15 protein-coding genes are annotated in these 17,551 nt (G+C 74.6%); 7 read left to right on the top strand and 8 right to left on the bottom strand.

Annotated features, from left to right (window positions below):
• The 4 genes from ACQP60_RS19940 to ACQP60_RS19955 all read right to left on the bottom strand — a co-directional run.
• The coding region (locus ACQP60_RS19940) for a carbohydrate ABC transporter permease (protein WP_429736205.1) at nt 1-335 on the bottom strand (335 nt) is incomplete at its 3' end.
• The gene (locus tag ACQP60_RS19945; RefSeq protein WP_429736207.1) at nt 332-1,648 is read right to left on the bottom strand and encodes an ABC transporter substrate-binding protein; all 1,317 of its coding nucleotides are present in this window, start codon (nt 1,646-1,648) and stop codon (nt 332-334) included. The genes ACQP60_RS19945 and ACQP60_RS19940, both read right to left, overlap by 4 nt.
• 405 nt (nt 1,649-2,053) lie before the next feature.
• On the bottom strand, nt 2,054-3,535 hold the full coding sequence (locus tag ACQP60_RS19950) for a mannitol dehydrogenase family protein (protein ID WP_429736209.1): 1,482 nt from the start codon (nt 3,533-3,535) through the stop codon (nt 2,054-2,056).
• Between the two features lie 97 nt (nt 3,536-3,632).
• Nucleotides 3,633-4,643 carry a LacI family DNA-binding transcriptional regulator gene (locus ACQP60_RS19955; protein WP_429736211.1) on the bottom strand — a complete coding sequence of 337 codons (1,011 nt, stop codon included), beginning with the start codon at nt 4,641-4,643 and terminating at the stop codon, nt 3,633-3,635.
• 178 nt (nt 4,644-4,821) lie between these two features.
• On the opposite strand from ACQP60_RS19955, the gene uxaC reads away from it, so the two are divergent.
• The 4 genes from uxaC (at nt 4,822) to ACQP60_RS19975 (ending at nt 10,437) form a co-directional block, all read left to right on the top strand.
• Nucleotides 4,822-6,240, top strand: coding sequence for a glucuronate isomerase (gene uxaC / locus ACQP60_RS19960; RefSeq protein WP_429736213.1), 1,419 nt, complete (start codon nt 4,822-4,824; stop codon nt 6,238-6,240).
• 54 nt (nt 6,241-6,294) lie between these two features.
• Nucleotides 6,295-7,419 (top strand): mannonate dehydratase, encoded by a 1,125-nt coding sequence (locus ACQP60_RS19965; protein ID WP_429736441.1) that lies wholly within the window; start codon nt 6,295-6,297, stop codon nt 7,417-7,419.
• 89 nt (nt 7,420-7,508) lie between these two features.
• Nucleotides 7,509-9,605: an alpha-glucuronidase gene (locus ACQP60_RS19970; protein ID WP_429736215.1), complete on the top strand. Its 2,097-nt coding sequence runs from the start codon at nt 7,509-7,511 to the stop codon at nt 9,603-9,605.
• A gap of 79 nt (nt 9,606-9,684) precedes the next feature.
• Nucleotides 9,685-10,437 (top strand): MerR family transcriptional regulator, encoded by a 753-nt coding sequence (locus ACQP60_RS19975; RefSeq protein WP_429736217.1) that lies wholly within the window; start codon nt 9,685-9,687, stop codon nt 10,435-10,437.
• A gap of 50 nt (nt 10,438-10,487) precedes the next feature.
• Here the strand turns inward: ACQP60_RS19975 and gap are convergent, their stop codons facing one another.
• The 4 genes from gap to ACQP60_RS19995 form a co-directional block, all read right to left on the bottom strand.
• Nucleotides 10,488-11,486, bottom strand: a complete 999-nt coding sequence (gene gap, locus ACQP60_RS19980; protein ID WP_429736219.1) for a type I glyceraldehyde-3-phosphate dehydrogenase — start codon at nt 11,484-11,486, stop codon at nt 10,488-10,490.
• A gap of 105 nt (nt 11,487-11,591) precedes the next feature.
• Nucleotides 11,592-12,563 (bottom strand): GlxA family transcriptional regulator, encoded by a 972-nt coding sequence (locus ACQP60_RS19985; protein WP_429736221.1) that lies wholly within the window; start codon nt 12,561-12,563, stop codon nt 11,592-11,594.
• A 29-nt stretch (nt 12,564-12,592) separates the two neighbouring features.
• On the bottom strand, nt 12,593-13,270 hold the full coding sequence (locus ACQP60_RS19990; RefSeq protein ID WP_429736223.1) for a response regulator: 678 nt from the start codon (nt 13,268-13,270) through the stop codon (nt 12,593-12,595).
• Entirely contained in the window at nt 13,267-14,085 is an 819-nt protein-coding gene (locus ACQP60_RS19995) for a sensor histidine kinase (protein ID WP_429736225.1), read from the bottom strand. The genes ACQP60_RS19990 and ACQP60_RS19995 overlap by 4 nt, the downstream gene beginning before the upstream one ends.
• 205 nt (nt 14,086-14,290) lie before the next feature.
• Here ACQP60_RS19995 and ACQP60_RS20000 point away from each other — a divergent pair, with 205 nt between their 5' ends.
• The 3 genes from ACQP60_RS20000 to ACQP60_RS20010 are packed head-to-tail and all read left to right on the top strand — an operon-like array spanning nt 14,291 to nt 17,468.
• Nucleotides 14,291-15,688: an FAD-binding oxidoreductase gene (locus tag ACQP60_RS20000; RefSeq protein ID WP_429736227.1), complete on the top strand. Its 1,398-nt coding sequence runs from the start codon at nt 14,291-14,293 to the stop codon at nt 15,686-15,688.
• Entirely contained in the window at nt 15,685-16,638 is a 954-nt protein-coding gene (locus ACQP60_RS20005; protein ID WP_429736229.1) for an ATP-binding cassette domain-containing protein, read from the top strand. The genes ACQP60_RS20000 and ACQP60_RS20005 overlap by 4 nt, the downstream gene beginning before the upstream one ends.
• Complete coding sequence (locus ACQP60_RS20010) at nt 16,635-17,468, top strand: ABC transporter permease (protein ID WP_429736231.1); 834 nt, start codon at nt 16,635-16,637, stop codon at nt 17,466-17,468. Before ACQP60_RS20005 ends, ACQP60_RS20010 begins: the two co-directional genes overlap by 4 nt.
• Nucleotides 17,469-17,551: the final 83 nt, after the last annotated feature.

Genomic DNA, 17,551 nt, shown 5'->3' on the forward strand with positions numbered 1-17,551 from the left:
AACAACGCCGCCGCGAGCTTGATCGGCGTGCCGACCAGCACATAGATCGCCGTCACCTTCGCCGACGTCCAAAAACGCGGGTCGTCGAACAGCTTCGTGAAGTTCTCCCACCCCACCCACGACGGCGGACGGAACAAGTCGTAGTCCGTGAACGCCAGATACAACGACGCCACCATCGGGAACGCCGTCAACACCACGAAACCCACCAACCACGGCGACAAGAACGCGAACCCCGCACCCGCCTCACGCCGGCGCTTGGCCCGCCCCCGCTCGGGGGACGCGGGCTGCGTCCCCCGAGCGGCGTCGAGCGTGGTGCCCGAGGTCACCGCAGTCACGACTGCTTCACCGCGCCGTCCGCGAAGGAGAACCACTGCGTGACGAACTCGTCGACGGTGATGTTGCCGTAGCCGAGCTCCTCACCGAGGCGCTTGAACTCCGCCTCGATCTCGCCGAAGCCCTCGACCGGCACCGGAGCAGGCTCGGTGACGACGTCGGCCACCTGCTCCTCGTACTGCACGACCTGCTCGTCCACGGAGCCCGGCTCGACCTTCATGGCGTCGCGCTGGGCCTGGACGGCGGGCACGCCCTTCGAGGTGCCGAAGATCGCGCCGACCTCGGGCTCGTTGATGAGGAAGTCGATGAGCGCCGCGGCGGCCTCGGGCTGCTCGGTCTTGGCGGACGCCGACAGCAGCATCGACGGCTTCCAGAACTGGGCCGGGCCGTTCTCGCCGGACGGGATCGGGAGCATCTGGATGTCCTCGCCCGACTCGGCCACGTAGCCCGCCAGGAAGTTGTCCCAGGTGGACTCGGAGGCGACCTCGTTGACGTGGAACCCGCCGAGCGGCTCGAGCTGCTTGTTCTTCTGGATCGGGTAGATCGCCTTCGAGTCCCGCAGCTCCTGGCCCAGGTTCAGCCACTCGGTCATCTGCGCCTCGTCGAAGTTCAGCGTGCCGTCCTCGTTGAACGGCTCGACGCCCTGCTGGACGAGCCACTGCAGGAAGAACCAGAACGTCGCGGTGAAGTCGCCGCCGCCGTACAGGGCCGGGTCCTCGCCGGCGCCCGCCTCGGTGACCTTCTGGATCCACGCGCTGTAGTCGTCCCAGGTGTAGCCCTCGGCGAGCGGCTCCACGCCGACCTTCTTGAGCAGGTCCGCGTTGTAGAAGGTGGCGAGGGTGTTGGTGCTGGTCGGGACGCCGTACTGCGCGCCGTCGATCTGCCCGGAGGTCAGCAGCGAGTCCTCCACGCCGTCGGTGTTCAGGTTGACGCCCACCTGGCCGCCCAGGTCCAGGAGCTGGCCCGTGCCGCCGTACTGGCGCAGGTACGACAGGTCCATCTGGATCACGTCGGGCAGCGCGCCGCCCGCGGCCTCGGTGGCGCGCGCGGTCCAGTAGCCGTCCCAGTCCTGGAACTGCGTCTGCACGGTGATGTTGGGGTGCTCCTCCTCGAAGAGGTCCACCGCCTTCTCGTACATCTCGGCGCGTGCCGGCTCGCCCCACCAGGCGAGCGAGATGGTGATGTCCTCGTCGGTGCTCACCTTCTCCGCGGAGCCGGGCTCCGCGGGGTCGGTGCCGCCTCCGCAGGCGGTGAGGGTGAGGGCGACGGCGACCGCCGCCGCGGCCGCGCCGGCGGCCTTCCGCGTGATCCTCATGTGAGCCTCCTCGCTCGTCGATCGTCCACGATCGTCGGCGACGAGAGCGCCCCGTTGACCCCTCGCACGGCTGCCGACTGAATCGATAAAACAGGATTCGGTAAGCGTTGTCCAGCCCCGAGGTGCCCCGAGTCACATCACGATCCCGCAACGAGCCCCGACGGTTTCCCCCGGCGACACCCCGCCGCGCCCGCGGGGTGTCGGGCACCCGGCGAGAACGTGTGATCGCTCACATCCGGCCGGAAGCCTACGTCGAGGCGCCCCCGTCCGACGAACCCGCAGGAGAGAGCCGGCACCCGGGCGCACGCGCCGTCCCGCGAGCCGTCAGAGCCAGGGGGGGCCATAGCCCGACCTGGCTCTGACAGCTCGGGAGAGCGTGGCTCACCAGCCCGCGGAGGGCGGGGCTCAGGCCGCGGCGAGCACGGGCACCTGGGCCAGCACGGCGTCCACGAGGCGCGGGTCGGAGCCGACGCCCTCCGGCAGCAGGCCCGGCAGCGCCAGCAGCGCCCGCGCGACGTCGGCCGGAGACGCGGCCGCCGGGTCGCCGTTCCCGGCACCGGCCACGACGTCGGCGAGCTCCTGCGCCCGCGGGTCGTCCACCAGCCGGCCGGCGGCCGCCTCCCGGCGCACCACCTCGCTCCACGCCGCCAGCGCGAACGCCGCACCCTCCGGCACCGCACCCGCCGCGAGCCGGTCGGCGACGACGCCGCCCCACCGGAACGGGACCTTCTGCGTGCCGTCCATCGACACCTGCACCGTCGTGTGACCCGTCGCCGGGTTGGCGAACCGTTCCAGCAACGACTCCGCGTACGCGCGCAGGTCGGCGCCGTCGGGCGGGGTGAGCGTCGGCAGCGCGTCGTCGAGCATGAACGCGCGGGCGCGCTCGTGCAGCGCCGGGTCGGTCACCGCCTCCGCGAGGGTGGCGTGCCCCGCCAGCCGGCCCGCGTACGCGAGCAGCGAGTGCGTGCCGTTGAGCAGCCGCAACTTGGCCTGCTCCCAGGGCGCGACGTCGGCGGTGAACGTCGCGCCGGCCTCCTCCCAGGCGGGGCGGGGCCCGGCGAACCTGTCCTCGATCACCCACTGCCGGAACGGCTCCCCGACGACGAGACCCTCGTCCCGCGCACCGAGCTCGCGCTCGACGGCGTCCCGCTGCTCCGGCGTCGTGGCCGGGACGATCCGGTCCACCATCGAGCACGGGAACGCGACGTCGGTCGCGAGCCACGACCGCAGCTCGGCGGCCTGCTCCCCCGGGAGCGCCGCGTCCACCGCCTCGCCCACGAGACGCTCCAGGACGTGCCCGTTGTCCACCATGTTGTCGCAGGTCAGCACCGTGATCGGGCGGCGCTCCCCCGTGGCCTGCGCGGCACGCCACCGGGCCGCGAGCCCGCGCACGAGCAGCCCGACCGCCGTCGCGCCGGGCACCGTCGCGTCGTCGGCGGCGAGGGCGTCGAGGTCCGGGCGCACCCGCCCGACGTCGAGCCCGCCGTCGGCCCCGCGGGCGTACCCCTTCTCGGTGACGGTGAGCGTCACGACGTGCGTCGTCGGCGCCGCGACCGTCTCCAGCACCCGCACCGTCTCCTCCGCCGGCCACGCGACGTCGAGCACCGCGCCCACCAGGTCCAGGCGCGTCTCGTGCGTGCCCGCCGTGAGCACGGAGTAGACGCCGCCCTGCGGGCGCAGCTGGTCGCGCACGGACGCCGACCGCTGGGTGACGCCGAGGATGCCCCAGCGACGGTCCCCCGTCGCGCGGGCGGCCAGCTCGGTGAACACCGCCTGGTGCGCCCGGTGGAACGCCCCGATCCCGAGGTGCACGATGCCCACCCGGTCGGGCGTCACCGGCGCCTCGAGCCGGGCGGGCAGGTCGGAACGGTGCAGGCGGTCGGTCATGGTTCCTCCGTCGTCCCGGCGACGGCGCCGGGGATGCTTCCGTGTCGGTCGGGGATCGGTCGGGCTGTCGGGGTGGGTCGGGGGCGGTCGGGATCGCTCACGGTCGGTCGGCGGGCCGCGGCTCCGCGGCGCGCGGGGGTGCGGTCGACCCGCGGACGACGAGCTCGACGGGCAGCGTCACGTCGTCCCGCGGGCCCTCGCCGTCCTTGCCCGGACGCGCGACGAGGCGGTCGACGGCCACCCGACCGGAGTCCCGGAGGTCGGTCCGCAGCGTCGTGAGGGGCGGGGCCAGCAGCTCCGCCACGTACGCGTCGTCGCAGCCGACGACGGACAGGTCGCCGGGCACGTCGAGGCCGCGGACCCGCAGCCGCTCGACCAGGCCGACGGCGACGAGGTCGTTGAACGTCACGACCGCCGTCGCGCGGGAGGCGACGACGAGGTCGGCCGCCGCGTGCCCGCCGGCGACCTGCGGCCGGTGCGGTCCGAGCTCCACGAGCTCGACGTCGCCGAGCCGGGCGGCGGCCGCGCGGAGCCCGGCGCGACGGCGGCCGTCCGACCACGACCGGGCGGGCCCTCCCACGTAGGCGACCTTCTCGTGCCCCAGGGCCCGCAGGTGCTCGAGGGCCCGCAGCATCCCCGCCTCGTGGTCGGCGACCACCGACGGCAGCCCGTCGACGTGGTGGTTGACCAGCACCACCGGGCGGCCCGCGAGCGCCTCGACGGTGCGCTCGACCGCGCGCGGCGAGCACAGGATGATGCCGTCGGTCTGCGGGGCGAGGCCCGAGACGGCCTCGGTCTCGAGCTCGGGGTCCTCGTCGGAGTCGACGACGAACAACCCGACGCCGCGTTCCCGCGCCTGGGCCTGGGCCCCCTTGGCGATCGCCGCGAAGTACGGGTTGGCGAGGTCGGGGACCACCAGCCCGAGCGCTCCGGAACGTCCCGCGCGGAGCACGCTGGCCGCCCGGTTGGGCCGGTAGCCCAGCTCGCGCGCGGCGGCCGTCACCCGGTCGCGCGTCGGCGTGGCGACCCGTTGCGGGTCGGTCAGGGCGCGGGACACCGTCGAGATCGACACGCCCGCCGCCCGCGCGACATCGTGCACCGTGACCACGACCACCGTCTCCTCGTGCCACCGCACGCATCCGGGCGATGCGAACGTTTGCCAGATCGTCCCACATCTCGCCTCGTCGTGTCTCCCCCTCCCCTCGATGTCGCGGGGATTCCACGCCCAGCGGTCGGCAGGCTACGATGCAAACGTTCGCACCCCGTCTCGACGTTGAGGAGCTCCTGTGAGCGAGCGCTGGACCCTGCACCCCGACCGGGCACTGCCCGCCGACCCCGGTACCCGGGACCTGGCCCGCGAGATCTACGCGGGGGTGCGGGACCTGCCGATCGTCTCGATGCACGGCCACGTGCCCGTCGAGTGGTTCGCCGACGACGCCCCCTTCGGCGACCCGGCCCAGCTCGTCGTCGTGCCCGACCACTACCTCACCCGGATGCTGGTCTCCCAGGGCGAGACGCTGCCCCGCCTCGGCGTCGGCGCCACGGACGACGAGGCCGTCGAGACCGACCCGCGGGAGATCTGGCGGCGCTTCTGCGCCGGGTGGAAGCACTTCCGCGGCACGCCCACCCGCTACTGGCTGGAGCACGTGCTCGTCGAGATCTTCGGCGTGACGGAGCGCCCCTCCGCCGAGACGGCCGACGCCCTGTACGACGAGGTGGCGGCGCGCCTCGCCGAGCAGGAGTTCCGACCCCGCGCGCTCCTCGACGCCTTCAACATCGAGGTCATCGCCACGACCGACCCAGCCTGGGCCACGCTCGACGCGCACGCGAAGCTCGCCGCCGACGGCTACGGCGACCGCGTGCTGCCGACCTTCCGGCCCGACCCGCTGCTGCACGTCGACCGCGCGACCTGGCGCGACGACGTCGCGCGGCTCGGCGAGGCGGCCGGCGTCGACGTCACGTCGTACGACCGCTACCTCGAGGCCCTGCGGGTGCAGCGCGAGCGCTTCGTCGCCGCGGGCGCGCGGGCGACCGACCACGGCCACCTGTTCGCCGACACGACGCCGCTGGACGACGCCGAGGCGGCGCGCATCCTCGACGAGGCCCTGGCCGGCACGGTCACGGCCGCCGAGGCGCAGGCGTTCAGCGGGCACATGCTGTTCCAGATGGCGGCCATGTCGGCCGAGGACGGCCTCGTGATGCAGCTGCACCCAGGCGTGCTGCGCGACCACGCCAGCGCCCCGTTCGCCGCGTTCGGCCCGGACAAGGGCTACGACATCCCCGTGGTCACCGAGTTCACGCGCTCGCTGCGCCCCGTGCTGGACGCCTTCGGCCACCACCCGGGCTTCCGCCTGATCGCGTTCACGGTGGACGAGGACGTGTACTCGCGCGAGCTCGCGCCGCTGGCCGGCGTCTACCCCGCGCTGCGCCTGGGCGCGCCGTGGTGGTTCCTGGACGCCCCGGACGCGATGCGGCGGTTCCGCGAGGCGGCCACCGAGACGGCCGGGTTCAGCAACATGAGCGGCTTCGTCGACGACACCCGCGCGTTCTGCTCCATCCCCGCGCGGCACGACCTGGCCCGCCGCGTCGACGCCGGCTACCTGGCCCGCCTGGTGGCCGAGCACCGCCTCGACCTGGACGAGGCGGTCGACGTGGCCGCCGACCTGACCTACCGCCTGCCCCAGGCGGCCTACTCCCGCCCCTGACGACGCTCTGGGTGGCAGGGCACGACGACGAGCACTTGGAGTCACGCAGTGAAGATGGGTTTCCGCTGGTACGGCGAGGGCAACGACACGGTCACGCTGGACCACGTCCGGCAGATCCCCGGCGTGGAGACGATCGTGTGGAGCCTGCACCACAAGCAGGCCGGCGAGGTGTGGGAGCAGGAGGAGATCGACGCCGAGGTCGCGCGCATCACCGGCCTGACCGACGAGGCCCGGGCCCGCGGCGTGACGCGCACGCTCGACGCCGAGGTGGTCGAGTCGGTCAACGTGCACGAGTCGATCAAGCTGGGGCGCACCGTCCTCGGGCTGAGCCGTGACGAGGCGATCGAGAACTACGTGACGACGCTCCGGCGGCTGGGCCGGGCCGGCGTCAAGGTGGTCTGCTACAACTTCATGCCCGTCTTCGACTGGCTGCGCACCGACCTGTGGCACCCGTTGCCCGACGGGTCGACCGCGCTGTTCTTCGAGAAGGCGGTCGTGGACGAGATGACGCCCGAGGGTCTCATCGCCGACATGGAGGCCGGGTCGCACGGTCTCACCCTGCCCGGCTGGGAGCCCGAGCGGCTCGCGGGCTTCACCGAGCTCAACGCCGCGTACGAGGGCGTCACGCACGAGGACATGTACACGAACTACCGGTACTTCCTCGACGCGGTGGTCCCGGCGGCGGAGGAGGCCGGGATCAAGCTGGGAGTGCACCCGGACGACCCGCCGTTCGACGTCTTCGGCTGGCCGCGCGTCGTCTCGACGCCGGACGACCTGCAGCGCGTGCTCGACCTGCACCCGAGCCCGCACCACGGCCTCACGCTCTGCCTCGGCAGCTTCTCCGCCAACCCGGCCCAGGCGCCGCTGGCCCCGGACACGGTGCGCCGCTTCATGGACCGCATCCACTTCACGCACGTGCGGAACATCAAGCACTTCCCGAACGGCGACTTCACCGAGGTGGGGCACCGCGCGTGCGAGGGCGACGTCGACACCACCGGGATCATGAAGGCCTACGCCGAGGCCGGGTACACCGGCTACGTGCGGCCCGACCACGGCCGCCACCTGTGGGACGAGAACACCACGAACAAGCCGCGCCCCGGCTACGGCCTCTACGACCGCGCGCTGGGCGTCCAGTACCTGCTCGGCGCGTGGGACGCGTTCCGCTACACCGCCCGCTGAGCCCCCGCCACGGGTCCGGGACGTCGTCGTCCCGGGCCCGCGGCACCCTGCACCACCGTCCACCAGACCCGACCGAGGGGGACCCTCCGGTGAGTTCCGAAAACGTTGTCGACGCCGCACCCCACCCGGCCTGGCTGCCCGACGGCGCCCTGGCCGCCGTCGGCCGCCGCCGCGTCGCGCTCCGCACTCCCGAGTTGTCAGGACCAGCAGCAGGTATCCCTTCGCGTGGCCCTGACAACTCGCCGGAGGTTCTTGCGACGCTGCGCGCGGAGGTCGAGCACGCGACGACGGCGCACGGCGGCGACGTCGTCGCTCCGGATGCCTCTCCCGATCTCCTCCTCGCCCTGTCCCCCGAGCTGTCGGCGGACGGGTTCCGGTGCGTGCGCGACGGCGGCCGGGTCACCGTCACGGCGGCCACGGCGACGGCGCTGCTGCACGGCTGGTTCCACGTGGTGCGGCGAGGCGAGGCGGCGTTCACGGGGCCCGATGCCGACGAGCGCCACGCCCCGGCGACGGCTCTGCGGATGCTGAACCAGTGGGACAACGTGGACGTGCACCCGTACATGGGCCAGGTGGAGCGCGGCTACGCGGGTGGGTCGATCTTCTACGACGCCGGCGTCGTCCGGGCGGACCTGTCCCGCGTCACGGAGTACGCGCGGCTGCTCGCGTCGATCGGGATCGACCGGGTGGCGATCAACAACGTCAACGTGCACGCCCGCGAGGCGCGGCTGCTCACCGACGACCTGGCCGAGACGGCGCGCGTCGCGGCGGCGCTGCGCCCGTACGGTGTGCGCACCCACCTCGCCGTGAGCTTCGCGTCGCCGATGACCCTGGGCGGCCTGTCCACCGCCGACCCGCTCGACGACGCCGTGCGGGCCTGGTGGAGCGACGCTGCCGACCGCGTCTGGGCAGCGATCCCCGACTTCGGAGGGTTCCTCGTCAAGGCCGACTCCGAGGGCCAGCCCGGCCCGTTCGCCTACGGGCGCGACCACGCCGACGGCGCGAACCTGCTGGCCGAGGCCGTCGCACCGCACGGCGGCGTCGTGCACTGGCGGGCGTTCGTCTACAACCACACCCAGGACTGGCGCGACCGCACCACCGACCGCGCCCGCGCGGCGTACGACCACTTCGCCCCGCTCGACGGCCGCTTCGCCGAGAACGTGATCGTCCAGGTCAAGCACGGGCCGCTCGACTTCCAGACCCGCGAGGCCGTCTCCCCCGTGCTGGCCGCGATGCCGCGCACGCGGGTCGCGCTCGAGCTGCAGGTGACCCAGGAGTACACCGGCCAGCAGCAGCACGTGTGCTACCTCGCGCCCTGGTGGCGGGAGAACCTCGGCTTCCAGCCCTGGGGGGCGGGCTCGGGCGGGGACGGCGTCACCGTGGCCGACGTCGTCGCCGGCCGCGGCCCGGACGCCGCGCCCGCCGTCGCCGCGGCGGGCGGCGGAGGCATCGCCGCCGTGTCGAACGTCGGCGACGACCGGTTCTGGACGGGACACCCGCTCGCGCAGGCGAACCTGTACGCGTACGGCCGCCTCACGTGGGACCCGAGGCTCGACCCGGCGGAGATCCTCGACGAGTGGATCTCCCTGACGTTCGCAGGCCCCGACGGCGCCGTCGACCCGCAGGTGCGACAGACCCTGCACGCCGTCATGGACGACTCGTGGCGCACCTACGAGTCGTACACCGCGCCGCTCGGAGTGGGCTTCATGGTCAGCCCCCTGCGGGCGCACTACGGCCCCGACGTGGACGGCTACGAGTACTCGAAGTGGGGCACCTACCACTTCGCCGACCGCGACGGCGTGGGCGTGGACCGCACCCGCGCGACCGGTACCGGGTTCACCGGGCAGTACCCGGCGCCGTGGCGCGACGTGTACGAGTCGCTCGAGACCTGCCCCGACGAGCTGCTGCTGTTCTTCTACCACGTGCCGTACTCGCACGTGCTGCGCGGCGGCACCACGGTGATCCAGCACATCTACGACACCCACTTCGCCGGCGTGGAGCAGGTCCGCGCGACCATCGCCGCCTGGGAGGCCCTCGATGGGAGGATCGCGGCCGACGTCGACACCCGCGTCCGCGAGCGCCTCGCCGAGCAGCTGCGGTCGGCCACCGAATGGCGCGACCAGCTCAACACGTACTTCTTCCGCAAGTCCGGGGTGCCCGACGTCCACGGCCGCACGATCTATTGAGCCCAGGGGTGGCACGGGAGCGGTGCGGACAGGCGCTTGACCCTACCCTCAGGGGAGGGTCGAGGGTGCTTCGCGGGAGGTGAGACCCACGACGTCCTTCACGATCACCGAGGTGGCCCGACTGTCGGGCACCACGCTCAAGACGCTCTACCACTACGACCGGATCGGCTTGCTCGTCCCCGCCCGGGACGAGCGGAACGACTACCGGACGTACTCGGAGGCCGACCTGGCGCGTCTGCAGCAGATCCTGTTCTTCCGGGAGCTCGACGTGCCGCTGGGCGCGATCGGGGAGGCCCTGTCGGGTTGCACGTCCCGGCTCGAGTGCCTGCTGGACCAGCGGGCCATGCTCCGCGCGCGCGGAGCGCGGCTCGCCCAGGTGCGGGCGACGCTCGAGCGGGCCATCGCACACGAGACACAGGGAGACCCCATGCCCACCGACGACATGTTCACCGGGCTCGATCGCGCCGGGTGGCAGGACGCCCTCGCGGAGCAGGACGCGCACCTGCGCGACACGTACGGCGTCGAGCTCGGCACCGCCGACGTCGACGCGGACCGGATGAACGCGGCCGCCGCCGAGGCGACGGCGTTCATGACCTTCATGGCCGACGCGCTGCGCGCCGGCCTCCGGGCGGACGACGAGTCCGTCACCGCGGAGATCCGCCGCCACCTGGCGGTGCTCGACGCCGACCGCCCGACGGACGCCGAGGCGTTCGCCGGCCAGGCGCGGTTCTTCGTCGCCGACGACTTCCACCGCGGGATGCTGGAGCAGCAGCAGACCGGCCTCGCCTACTACCTGCTGCACGCGGCCGAGGAGTTCCGCGCCCGCGCGTAGGCCGCGCCGCCGCGGGGAGCCCGTCCGGCTCCCCGCGGCGCCGGGGGCGGTCAGCCCGCGGCGAGCAGCTCCAGGGTGTCGACCACCCGGTGGGAGAACCCCCACTCGTTGTCGTACCAGGCCACGACCTTGACGTGCCGGCCGTCGACGCGCGTCAGGAGGGAGTCGAAGATCGACGACGCCGGGTTGCCGGTGATGTCCGAGGAGACGAGCGGGTCCTCGGAGTACTCCAGCACCCCCGCCAGGCGGCCGTCCGCGGCCTCGCGGTAGGCGGCGAGGACCTCGTCGCGCGTCGCGTCGCGCGCGACGGCGGCGTTGAGCTCGACGATCGAGCCCACCGGCACGGGCACCCGGATCGAGTCGCCCGAGAGCTTCCCGTCGAGGCGCGGCAGCACCAGCCCGATCGCCTTGGCGGCACCGGTCGTGGTGGGCACGATGTTCACGGCCGCCGCGCGGGCGCGGCGGGCGTCGCGGTGCGGGGCGTCCTGGAGGTTCTGCTCCTGGGTGTAGGCGTGCACGGTGGTCATGAACCCGTGCTCGATGCCGGCGAGGTCGTCGAGCACGGACGCGAGCGGCGCGAGCGCGTTGGTGGTGCACGACGCGTTGGAGACGATCGTGTGCGCCGCCGGGTCGTAGGCGTCGGTGTTGACGCCGGGGGCGAGCGTGACGTCCGCACCGGCGGACGGCGCGCTCACCAGCACCTTGCGTGCCCCGGCGTCGAGGTGGCCGCGCGCCGCGTCGGCGGAGGTGAAGCGGCCGGTGGACTCGAGCACGACGTCGACGCCGAGCGCGCGCCACGGCAGGGTGCCGGGCTCGCGCTCCCCCAGCACGGCGACGCGGTGACCGTCGACGACGATCGCGTCGTCCTCGGCGGTGACCGGGCGGCCGAGCCGGCCGGCCGTGGAGTCGAAGGCGAGCAGCCGGGCGAGCGCGGCGGGCTCGGTGAGGTCGTTGACGGCGACGAGCTCCAGGTCGCTGCCGCGCTCCAGCAGCGCGCGCACCACGTTGCGCCCGATGCGGCCGAACCCGTTGATGGCGATGCGGGTCATGGGACCCTCCTTTCGTGTCGCCACCAGGCTCGCCGCCGCCGCGCGGGCCGAACACCGGCGCGCGCGCCACGGTCCGCAAGGATCTCGCCACGCCCGCGCCGGGGATCACTCCCCCCGGGCGAAGGTGCGCCGGTACTCGCTCGGCGTGGTGCCGAGGATCCGCCGGAAGTGGCCGCGCAGGTTCGCGCCCGTCCCCAGCCCGACGTCGGCGGCGATCTGCTCGACGCTGCGCTCCGACCGCTCCAGCAGCTCGCGCGCCAGGTCCACCCGCACCCGCATCACCCAGGCCATCGGCGTGTACCCGGTGTCGTCGGCGAACCGGCGCGAGAAGGTCCGCGGCGAGACCCGCGCGTGCCGGGCGAGCGCCTCCAGGGTGAGGTCGTCGCCCAGGCGGTGCAGCACCCACTCCCGCGTGGCCGCGAAGCGCTCCCCCAGCGGCTCCGGCACGCTGCGCGGCACGTACTGCGCCTGGCCGCCGCTGCGGTACGGGGCGGCGACCAGCCGCCGGGCGGCGTGGTTCGACGCCGCGACGCCGAGGTCGCCGCGCAGCAGGTGCAGGCACAGGTCGATGCCCGACGCCGCACCCGCCGACGTGAGCACGCTGCCCTCGTCGACGAACAGCACGTTCTCGTCCACCAGCACCTGCGGGTGCTTGGCCGCCAGCGCTCGCGTGTAGTGCCAGTGCGTCGTGGCGCGGCGGCCGTCGAGCAGGCCTGTCGCCGCGAGCGCGAACGCCCCGGTCGAGATGGCGGCCAGGCGCGCGCCGCGGTCGTGCGCGGCCACGAGAGCGTCGACGACGGCGGGCGGCGGGTCGTCGCGGTCCGGGTGCCGGTAGCCCGGGAGGAAGACGACGTCGGCCCACGCCAGCGCCTCGAGGCCGTGGTCCAGGTGGTAGGAGAGCCCGTCCCCGCCCGCGACCAGCCCCGGCGCCGCGGCGCACGCCCGCACCTCGTAGGGCATGCTCGGGCGCGTCGTGAAGACCTGCGCCGGGATGCCGACGTCGAGGGGCTTGGCGCCCTCCAGCACGAGGACGGCGACGCGGCGGCGGCGTTCCGGCGGAGCGGGCGGTTCCGGCACAGGACGCAGCCTAGGCAGCGCGGTCGCCGCTACGCGCGGTCGGCGGGCCGCGAGCGCGGGGAGACGATCCCCGACTCGTAGGCGAAGACCACGAGCTGGGCGCGGTCGCGCGCGCCCAGCTTGGTCATGGCCCGGCTGACGTGCGTCTTCGCGGTGAGCGGGCTGAGCACCATCCGCTCGGCGATCTCGTCGTTGGACAGCCCGTGCGCGACGAGCGCCACCACCTCGCGCTCGCGCGGCGTGAGCAGGTCGAGGCCGTCGGCGGCGATCGCGTCCGGCGGCCGGGCGACGAACTCGCTGATGAGCCGGCGCGTGATGGCCGGGGAGAGCAGCGCGTCGCCCCGCACGGCGGCGCGCACCGCCTCGACGAGGTCGGCGGGCTCGGTGTCCTTGACGACGAACCCGCTCGCGCCCGCGCGCAGCGCCTCGAACACGTACTCGTCGATGCCGTAGTTCGTCAGCACGACGACGTGCACGCCGGCCAGCGCGTCGTCGGCCGCGATCTCGCGGGTCGCGGCGATGCCGTCCATGCCGGGCATCTGCACGTCCATGAGCACGACGTCGGGCCGCAGCTCGCGCGCGAGGCGCACGCCGTCGTGCCCGTCGGCGCCCTCCGCGACCACCTCGACGTCGTCCTCCGCATCGAGCAGCGCCCGGATGCCGGAGCGGATGAGGGCCTGGTCGTCGACGAGGCCGACGCGGATCACGCGCGGGCCGCCGGCTCGCCCGACACGGGTGCCGCCACGGGCCGCCGCGACGGTGCGGGCAGCGGAAGCGTGACGCGCACCGCGAACCCGCCGTCGTTCCCCGGCCCGGCGTCGAGGGTGCCGCCGAGGGCGGTGACGCGCTCGCGCATCCCGGTCAGCCCGTGGCCGGGCTCGGGCGGGCCGGCCGCGCCCCGGCCGTCGTCGTCGACCTCGAGGGTCAGCTCCGTGGCCCCGAACGCCACCCTCACGGTCGCGGCCGCGGCGGGGCCGCCGTGCCGGGCGACGTTGGTGAGCGCCTCCTGCACCACCCGGTAGGCGGCCTGGTCGGTCTCGGCGGGCAGCGTGCGCCGGTCGCCGACGACCCGCACGGTGGTGGGCACGCCGGCGGCCTCGGCGCGCTCGACGAGCGTGGCGAGCCGGTCCAGACCGTTGCCGTTGGGCTCGCCGTCGCGCCGCAGCACGTCGAGGGTGGAGCGCAGCTCGCGCGCGGCGTCGGTGCTGGCCTCCTGGATCGCCAGCAGCGCGGGCGGCGGCTCCTCGCCCCGCTTGCGCGCGAGGTGGGCGGCCACCCCCGCCTGCATCTTGATCACGGAGATGCTGTGCGTCAGGGAGTCGTGCAGCTCGCGCGCGATGCGCAGCCGCTCCTCGACGGCGCGACGCCGGGCTACCTCGTCCCGCGTGCGCTCGGCGTCCTCGGCCCGCTGCTCCACCTCGCGCACGTACGCGCGCCACTGCAGCACCGCGACGCCCGCGACGCCGAGGGAGACCAGCCAGCCCGCCGCGAGGATCCGCTCCCGTGCCCGTCCCGTTCCCATCCCGGCAGCGTAGGTGCGCCCCCGGAGCCACCGCATCCGGCGCGGGGAGCACCCTGCGCCTACTCCCCCCGCGGTACGACGGCGCCGGCCCGACGCCCCGGCCGGTAGCCGCAGGTGTCGCCGTCGGGCGGACGCGCCGACCCGCCCCCGCCGCGAAGGATCGGGACCACGAACGACCGAGAGCGACGGACGAAGGAGCACCACCATGAGCATCCAGGCACCGGGCATCCGGGCACCCCGCGTCCAGGCACCCCGCCGCATCCCTGCCGGGCTGGGCGACGTCGTCGTCCCCGGAGACGACGGCTACGACGACGCGCGACGCACCGTGTTCGCCACCGGCTCCCCCGCCCTGGTGGCGCGCCCCCGCGACGAGGCGGAGGTGGCGGCGGCCGTGACGTACGCGGCGCGCGAGGGGCTGCCCCTGTCGGTCCGCTCCGGCGGGCACGGCCTCACCGGCCGCGCCACCAACGACGGCGGGGTCGTCGTCGACCTGCGCCACCTGGACGCGGTCGAGGCGCTGGACCCGCACCGACGCCTCGTGCGCGTGGGCGCCGGCGCCACGTGGGGCCGGGTCGCGGCGGCGCTCGCGCCGCACGGCCTGGGGATCTCCTCCGGCGACACGGCGAGCGTCGGCGTGGGCGGGCTGACGCTCGGCGGCGGCGTCGGGTGGATGGTGCGGAAGCACGGCCTGGCGGTCGACGCCCTGGTCGGGGCCCGGGTGGTGCTCGCCGACGGCCGGACCGTGGTCGCGAGCGAGGACTCCCACGCGGGCCTGTTCTGGGCGCTGCGGGGCGGGGGCGGCCACGTCGGCGTCGCGACGAGCCTCGACCTCGTCGCGGCCCGCGTGGGCGACGTCCGCTTCGGCGCGCTCTCCCTCGCCCCCGACGACCCGGCCGCCCTCGTCGCGGGCTGGCGCGACGTCCTGCGCGGCGCCGACGAGGAGCTGAGCAGCACGCTCGTGCTCTCCCCGCCCACGGGCGACCGCCCGGCGTCGGCGTCGGTCCTGGTCTGCGCGTCCCACGACGACCCGGCGGCCGCCGAGCGGTCGATCGAGCCGCTGCAGCACCTCGGCACGATGCTGGACGACACGGTCGCGACGGTGCCGTACGCCGACGTCCTCGCGGAGGGCGGCCACCACCCGCCGGGCGTGCGCCTGGTCGGCCGGAACGTGCTGGTGCCGCGGCTCGACGACGACGCCGTCGCGGCGGTGGCCGCAGCGTCCGCGGGCGACCGGCCGCTCGCGCTGGCGCTGCGCGCCCTCGGCGGCGCGTTCTCGCGGGTCCTGCCCGACGCGACGGCGTTCGCCCACCGCGACGCGGAGACCCTGGTGGTGGGCGGCGCCGTCGTCCCGCAGGAGGCGTCCTCCGCCGACGTCGAGGCCGCGCTCGCCGGCTGGCGCGGCGTGGCCGCCCACGGCACCGGCGCGTACGTGAACTTCCAGGGCACCGCCACGGACGCCGACCTGCACGCGGCCTACCCGCCCGCGACGCTCGCGCGGCTGCGGGCGGTCGAGCGCTCCTACGACCCGGGCGGCCTCTTCGGGCGCCGCCTCGACGTCACGCCGGACATCACGCCCGACAGCGCGCCCGGGGCGTCGTCGTGACCGCCGCGCTCGAGGCCGAGGGCCTCGTCAAGGCGTTCGGGGCGACGACGGCGCTCGACGGCGTCGACCTGCGCGCCGAGCGCGGCACGGTGCTCGGCGTCCTGGGCCCGAACGGGGCCGGGAAGACGACCGCCATCCGGGTGCTGGCCACGCTGCTGCGGCCGGACGCGGGGCGCGCGCTGGTCGACGGCGTGGACGTCGGGCGCGACCCGGTCGAGGTGCGCCGGCGCATCGGCCTCACCGGCCAGTACGCGACGGTGGACGAGGACCTCACGGGCGCCGAGAACCTCGAGCTGTTCGGTCGCCTGCTCGACCTGCCCACGCCCGAGGCCCGCGCCCGGGCCGCGCGTCTGCTGGAGCGGTTCGGGCTCGCCGACGCCGGCCGGCGGCGCGCGTCCACCTACTCCGGCGGGATGCGCCGCCGCCTCGACCTCGCCGCCAGCCTCGTCGGCTCGCCGAGCGTCCTGTTCCTCGACGAGCCGACCACCGGGCTCGACCCGGGCAAGCGCGAGGAGCTGTGGCAGACCATCCGGTCGCTCGCGGACGACGGCACCACCGTGCTGCTCACCACGCAGTACCTGGAGGAGGCCGACGCCCTGGCCGACGAGATCACCGTGATCGACCATGGCCGCGTCATCGCCCACGACACCCCGGCGGGCCTGAAGCAGCAGGTCGGCGGGCAGACGGTGGTCGTGCGGCCGCGCGACCCGGGCCGGGCCGGGGCCGCGGCGGGCGTGGTCGCACACGTCACCGGGCAGGACGTCGCCCCGCCGCGCGGCGGCGTGGTCACGGCGTCCGTGGACGACGAGCGCGCGTTCTCCGCCGTCGTGCGCGGGCTCGAGGACGCGGACGTCGCGGTCACCGAGCTGGCCCTGCGCCTGCCGGGTCTCGACGAGGTCTTCTTCGCCCTGACCGACGGCCACCGCACCACCCCGAGGGAGGAACCATGACCACCGCCGCGGCCACCGTCCCCGTCGACGCCGCACCGCACCGCCGGAGGGCGCCGTCGCCCTCACGCCGCTGGCCGCTCGCCCGCCACAGCCTGGCCCTGGCGCGCCGCAGTCTCACGAAGACCCGGCGCAACCCGGGCGAGCTGGCCGACGCCGTCATCCTGCCCGTCGTGTTCCTCGTCCTGTTCGTCTACCTGTTCGGCGGCGCGGTCGCCGGGTCCACGCAGGAGTACCTGCAGTACCTGTTCCCCGGGATCCTCGTGCTCACCACGGTGCTCACCGGGCAGGTCGCCACCGGCCTCAGCATCGTGCAGGACATGAGGAAGGGCGTGTTCGACCGGTTCCGCAGCATGCCCGTGCCCCGCGCCGCGATGCTGCTGGGCTCGGTGCTCGCCGACGCCGTCCGGTACGTCATCGCCCTCGCCGTGCTGTTCGGCGTCGGGTACGCGCTCGGCTTCCGGGTCGAGACGGGGCTGCTGCACACCCTTGCCGCGTGCGGGCTGGCGATCGTCCTCGGCTTCTCCCTGTGCTGGCTGACCGTGCTCGTGGCGGTGCTGCTGCGCGACGAGATCATGGTCTCGACGGTCGGCTTCCTGCTGCCGTTCCCGCTGGTGTTCGGCACGGGCATGGCCGCGCCGGTCGAGACGATGCCGGGCTGGCTGCAGGCCTGGGCCGAGGTGAACCCGGTGAGCCGCGCGGTCGAGGCGAGCCAGGGGCTGCTGCTGGGCGGCCCGGTCGCCGGGCCGGCGGTCGCGACCCTGCTGTGGAGCGCGGCGTTCCTCGCCGTGTTCGGCACCGCCGCCGTGGTGGCCTACCGCCGGGTGGTGTGACGGGCGGTCGGACGCCGGATCCGTAACGTTTCAGGAGGTTGACAGGACGGCGTCCCGCTCGCCAGGGTTTCGAAGCGCTTCGA

It is taken from the genome of Isoptericola variabilis (assembly GCF_050311655.1).
GTDB lineage: Bacteria > Actinomycetota > Actinomycetes > Actinomycetales > Cellulomonadaceae > Isoptericola > Isoptericola variabilis.

Coding starts and splice junctions, on each gene's coding strand:
- ACQP60_RS19965 (WP_429736441.1), top strand. CDS start 6,295: ATGGGTTTCCGCTGGTACGGCGAGGGCAACGACACGGTCACGCTGGAC.
- gap (WP_429736219.1), bottom strand. CDS start 11,486: ATGACCCGCATCGCCATCAACGGGTTCGGCCGCATCGGGCGCAACGTG.
- ACQP60_RS19950 (WP_429736209.1), bottom strand. CDS start 3,535: ATGACCGACCGCCTGCACCGTTCCGACCTGCCCGCCCGGCTCGAGGCG.
- ACQP60_RS20000 (WP_429736227.1), top strand. CDS start 14,291: ATGAGCATCCAGGCACCGGGCATCCGGGCACCCCGCGTCCAGGCACCC.
- ACQP60_RS19995 (WP_429736225.1), bottom strand. CDS start 14,085: ATGGGAACGGGACGGGCACGGGAGCGGATCCTCGCGGCGGGCTGGCTG.
- ACQP60_RS20010 (WP_429736231.1), top strand. CDS start 16,635: ATGACCACCGCCGCGGCCACCGTCCCCGTCGACGCCGCACCGCACCGC.
- ACQP60_RS19945 (WP_429736207.1), bottom strand. CDS start 1,648: ATGAGGATCACGCGGAAGGCCGCCGGCGCGGCCGCGGCGGCGGTCGCC.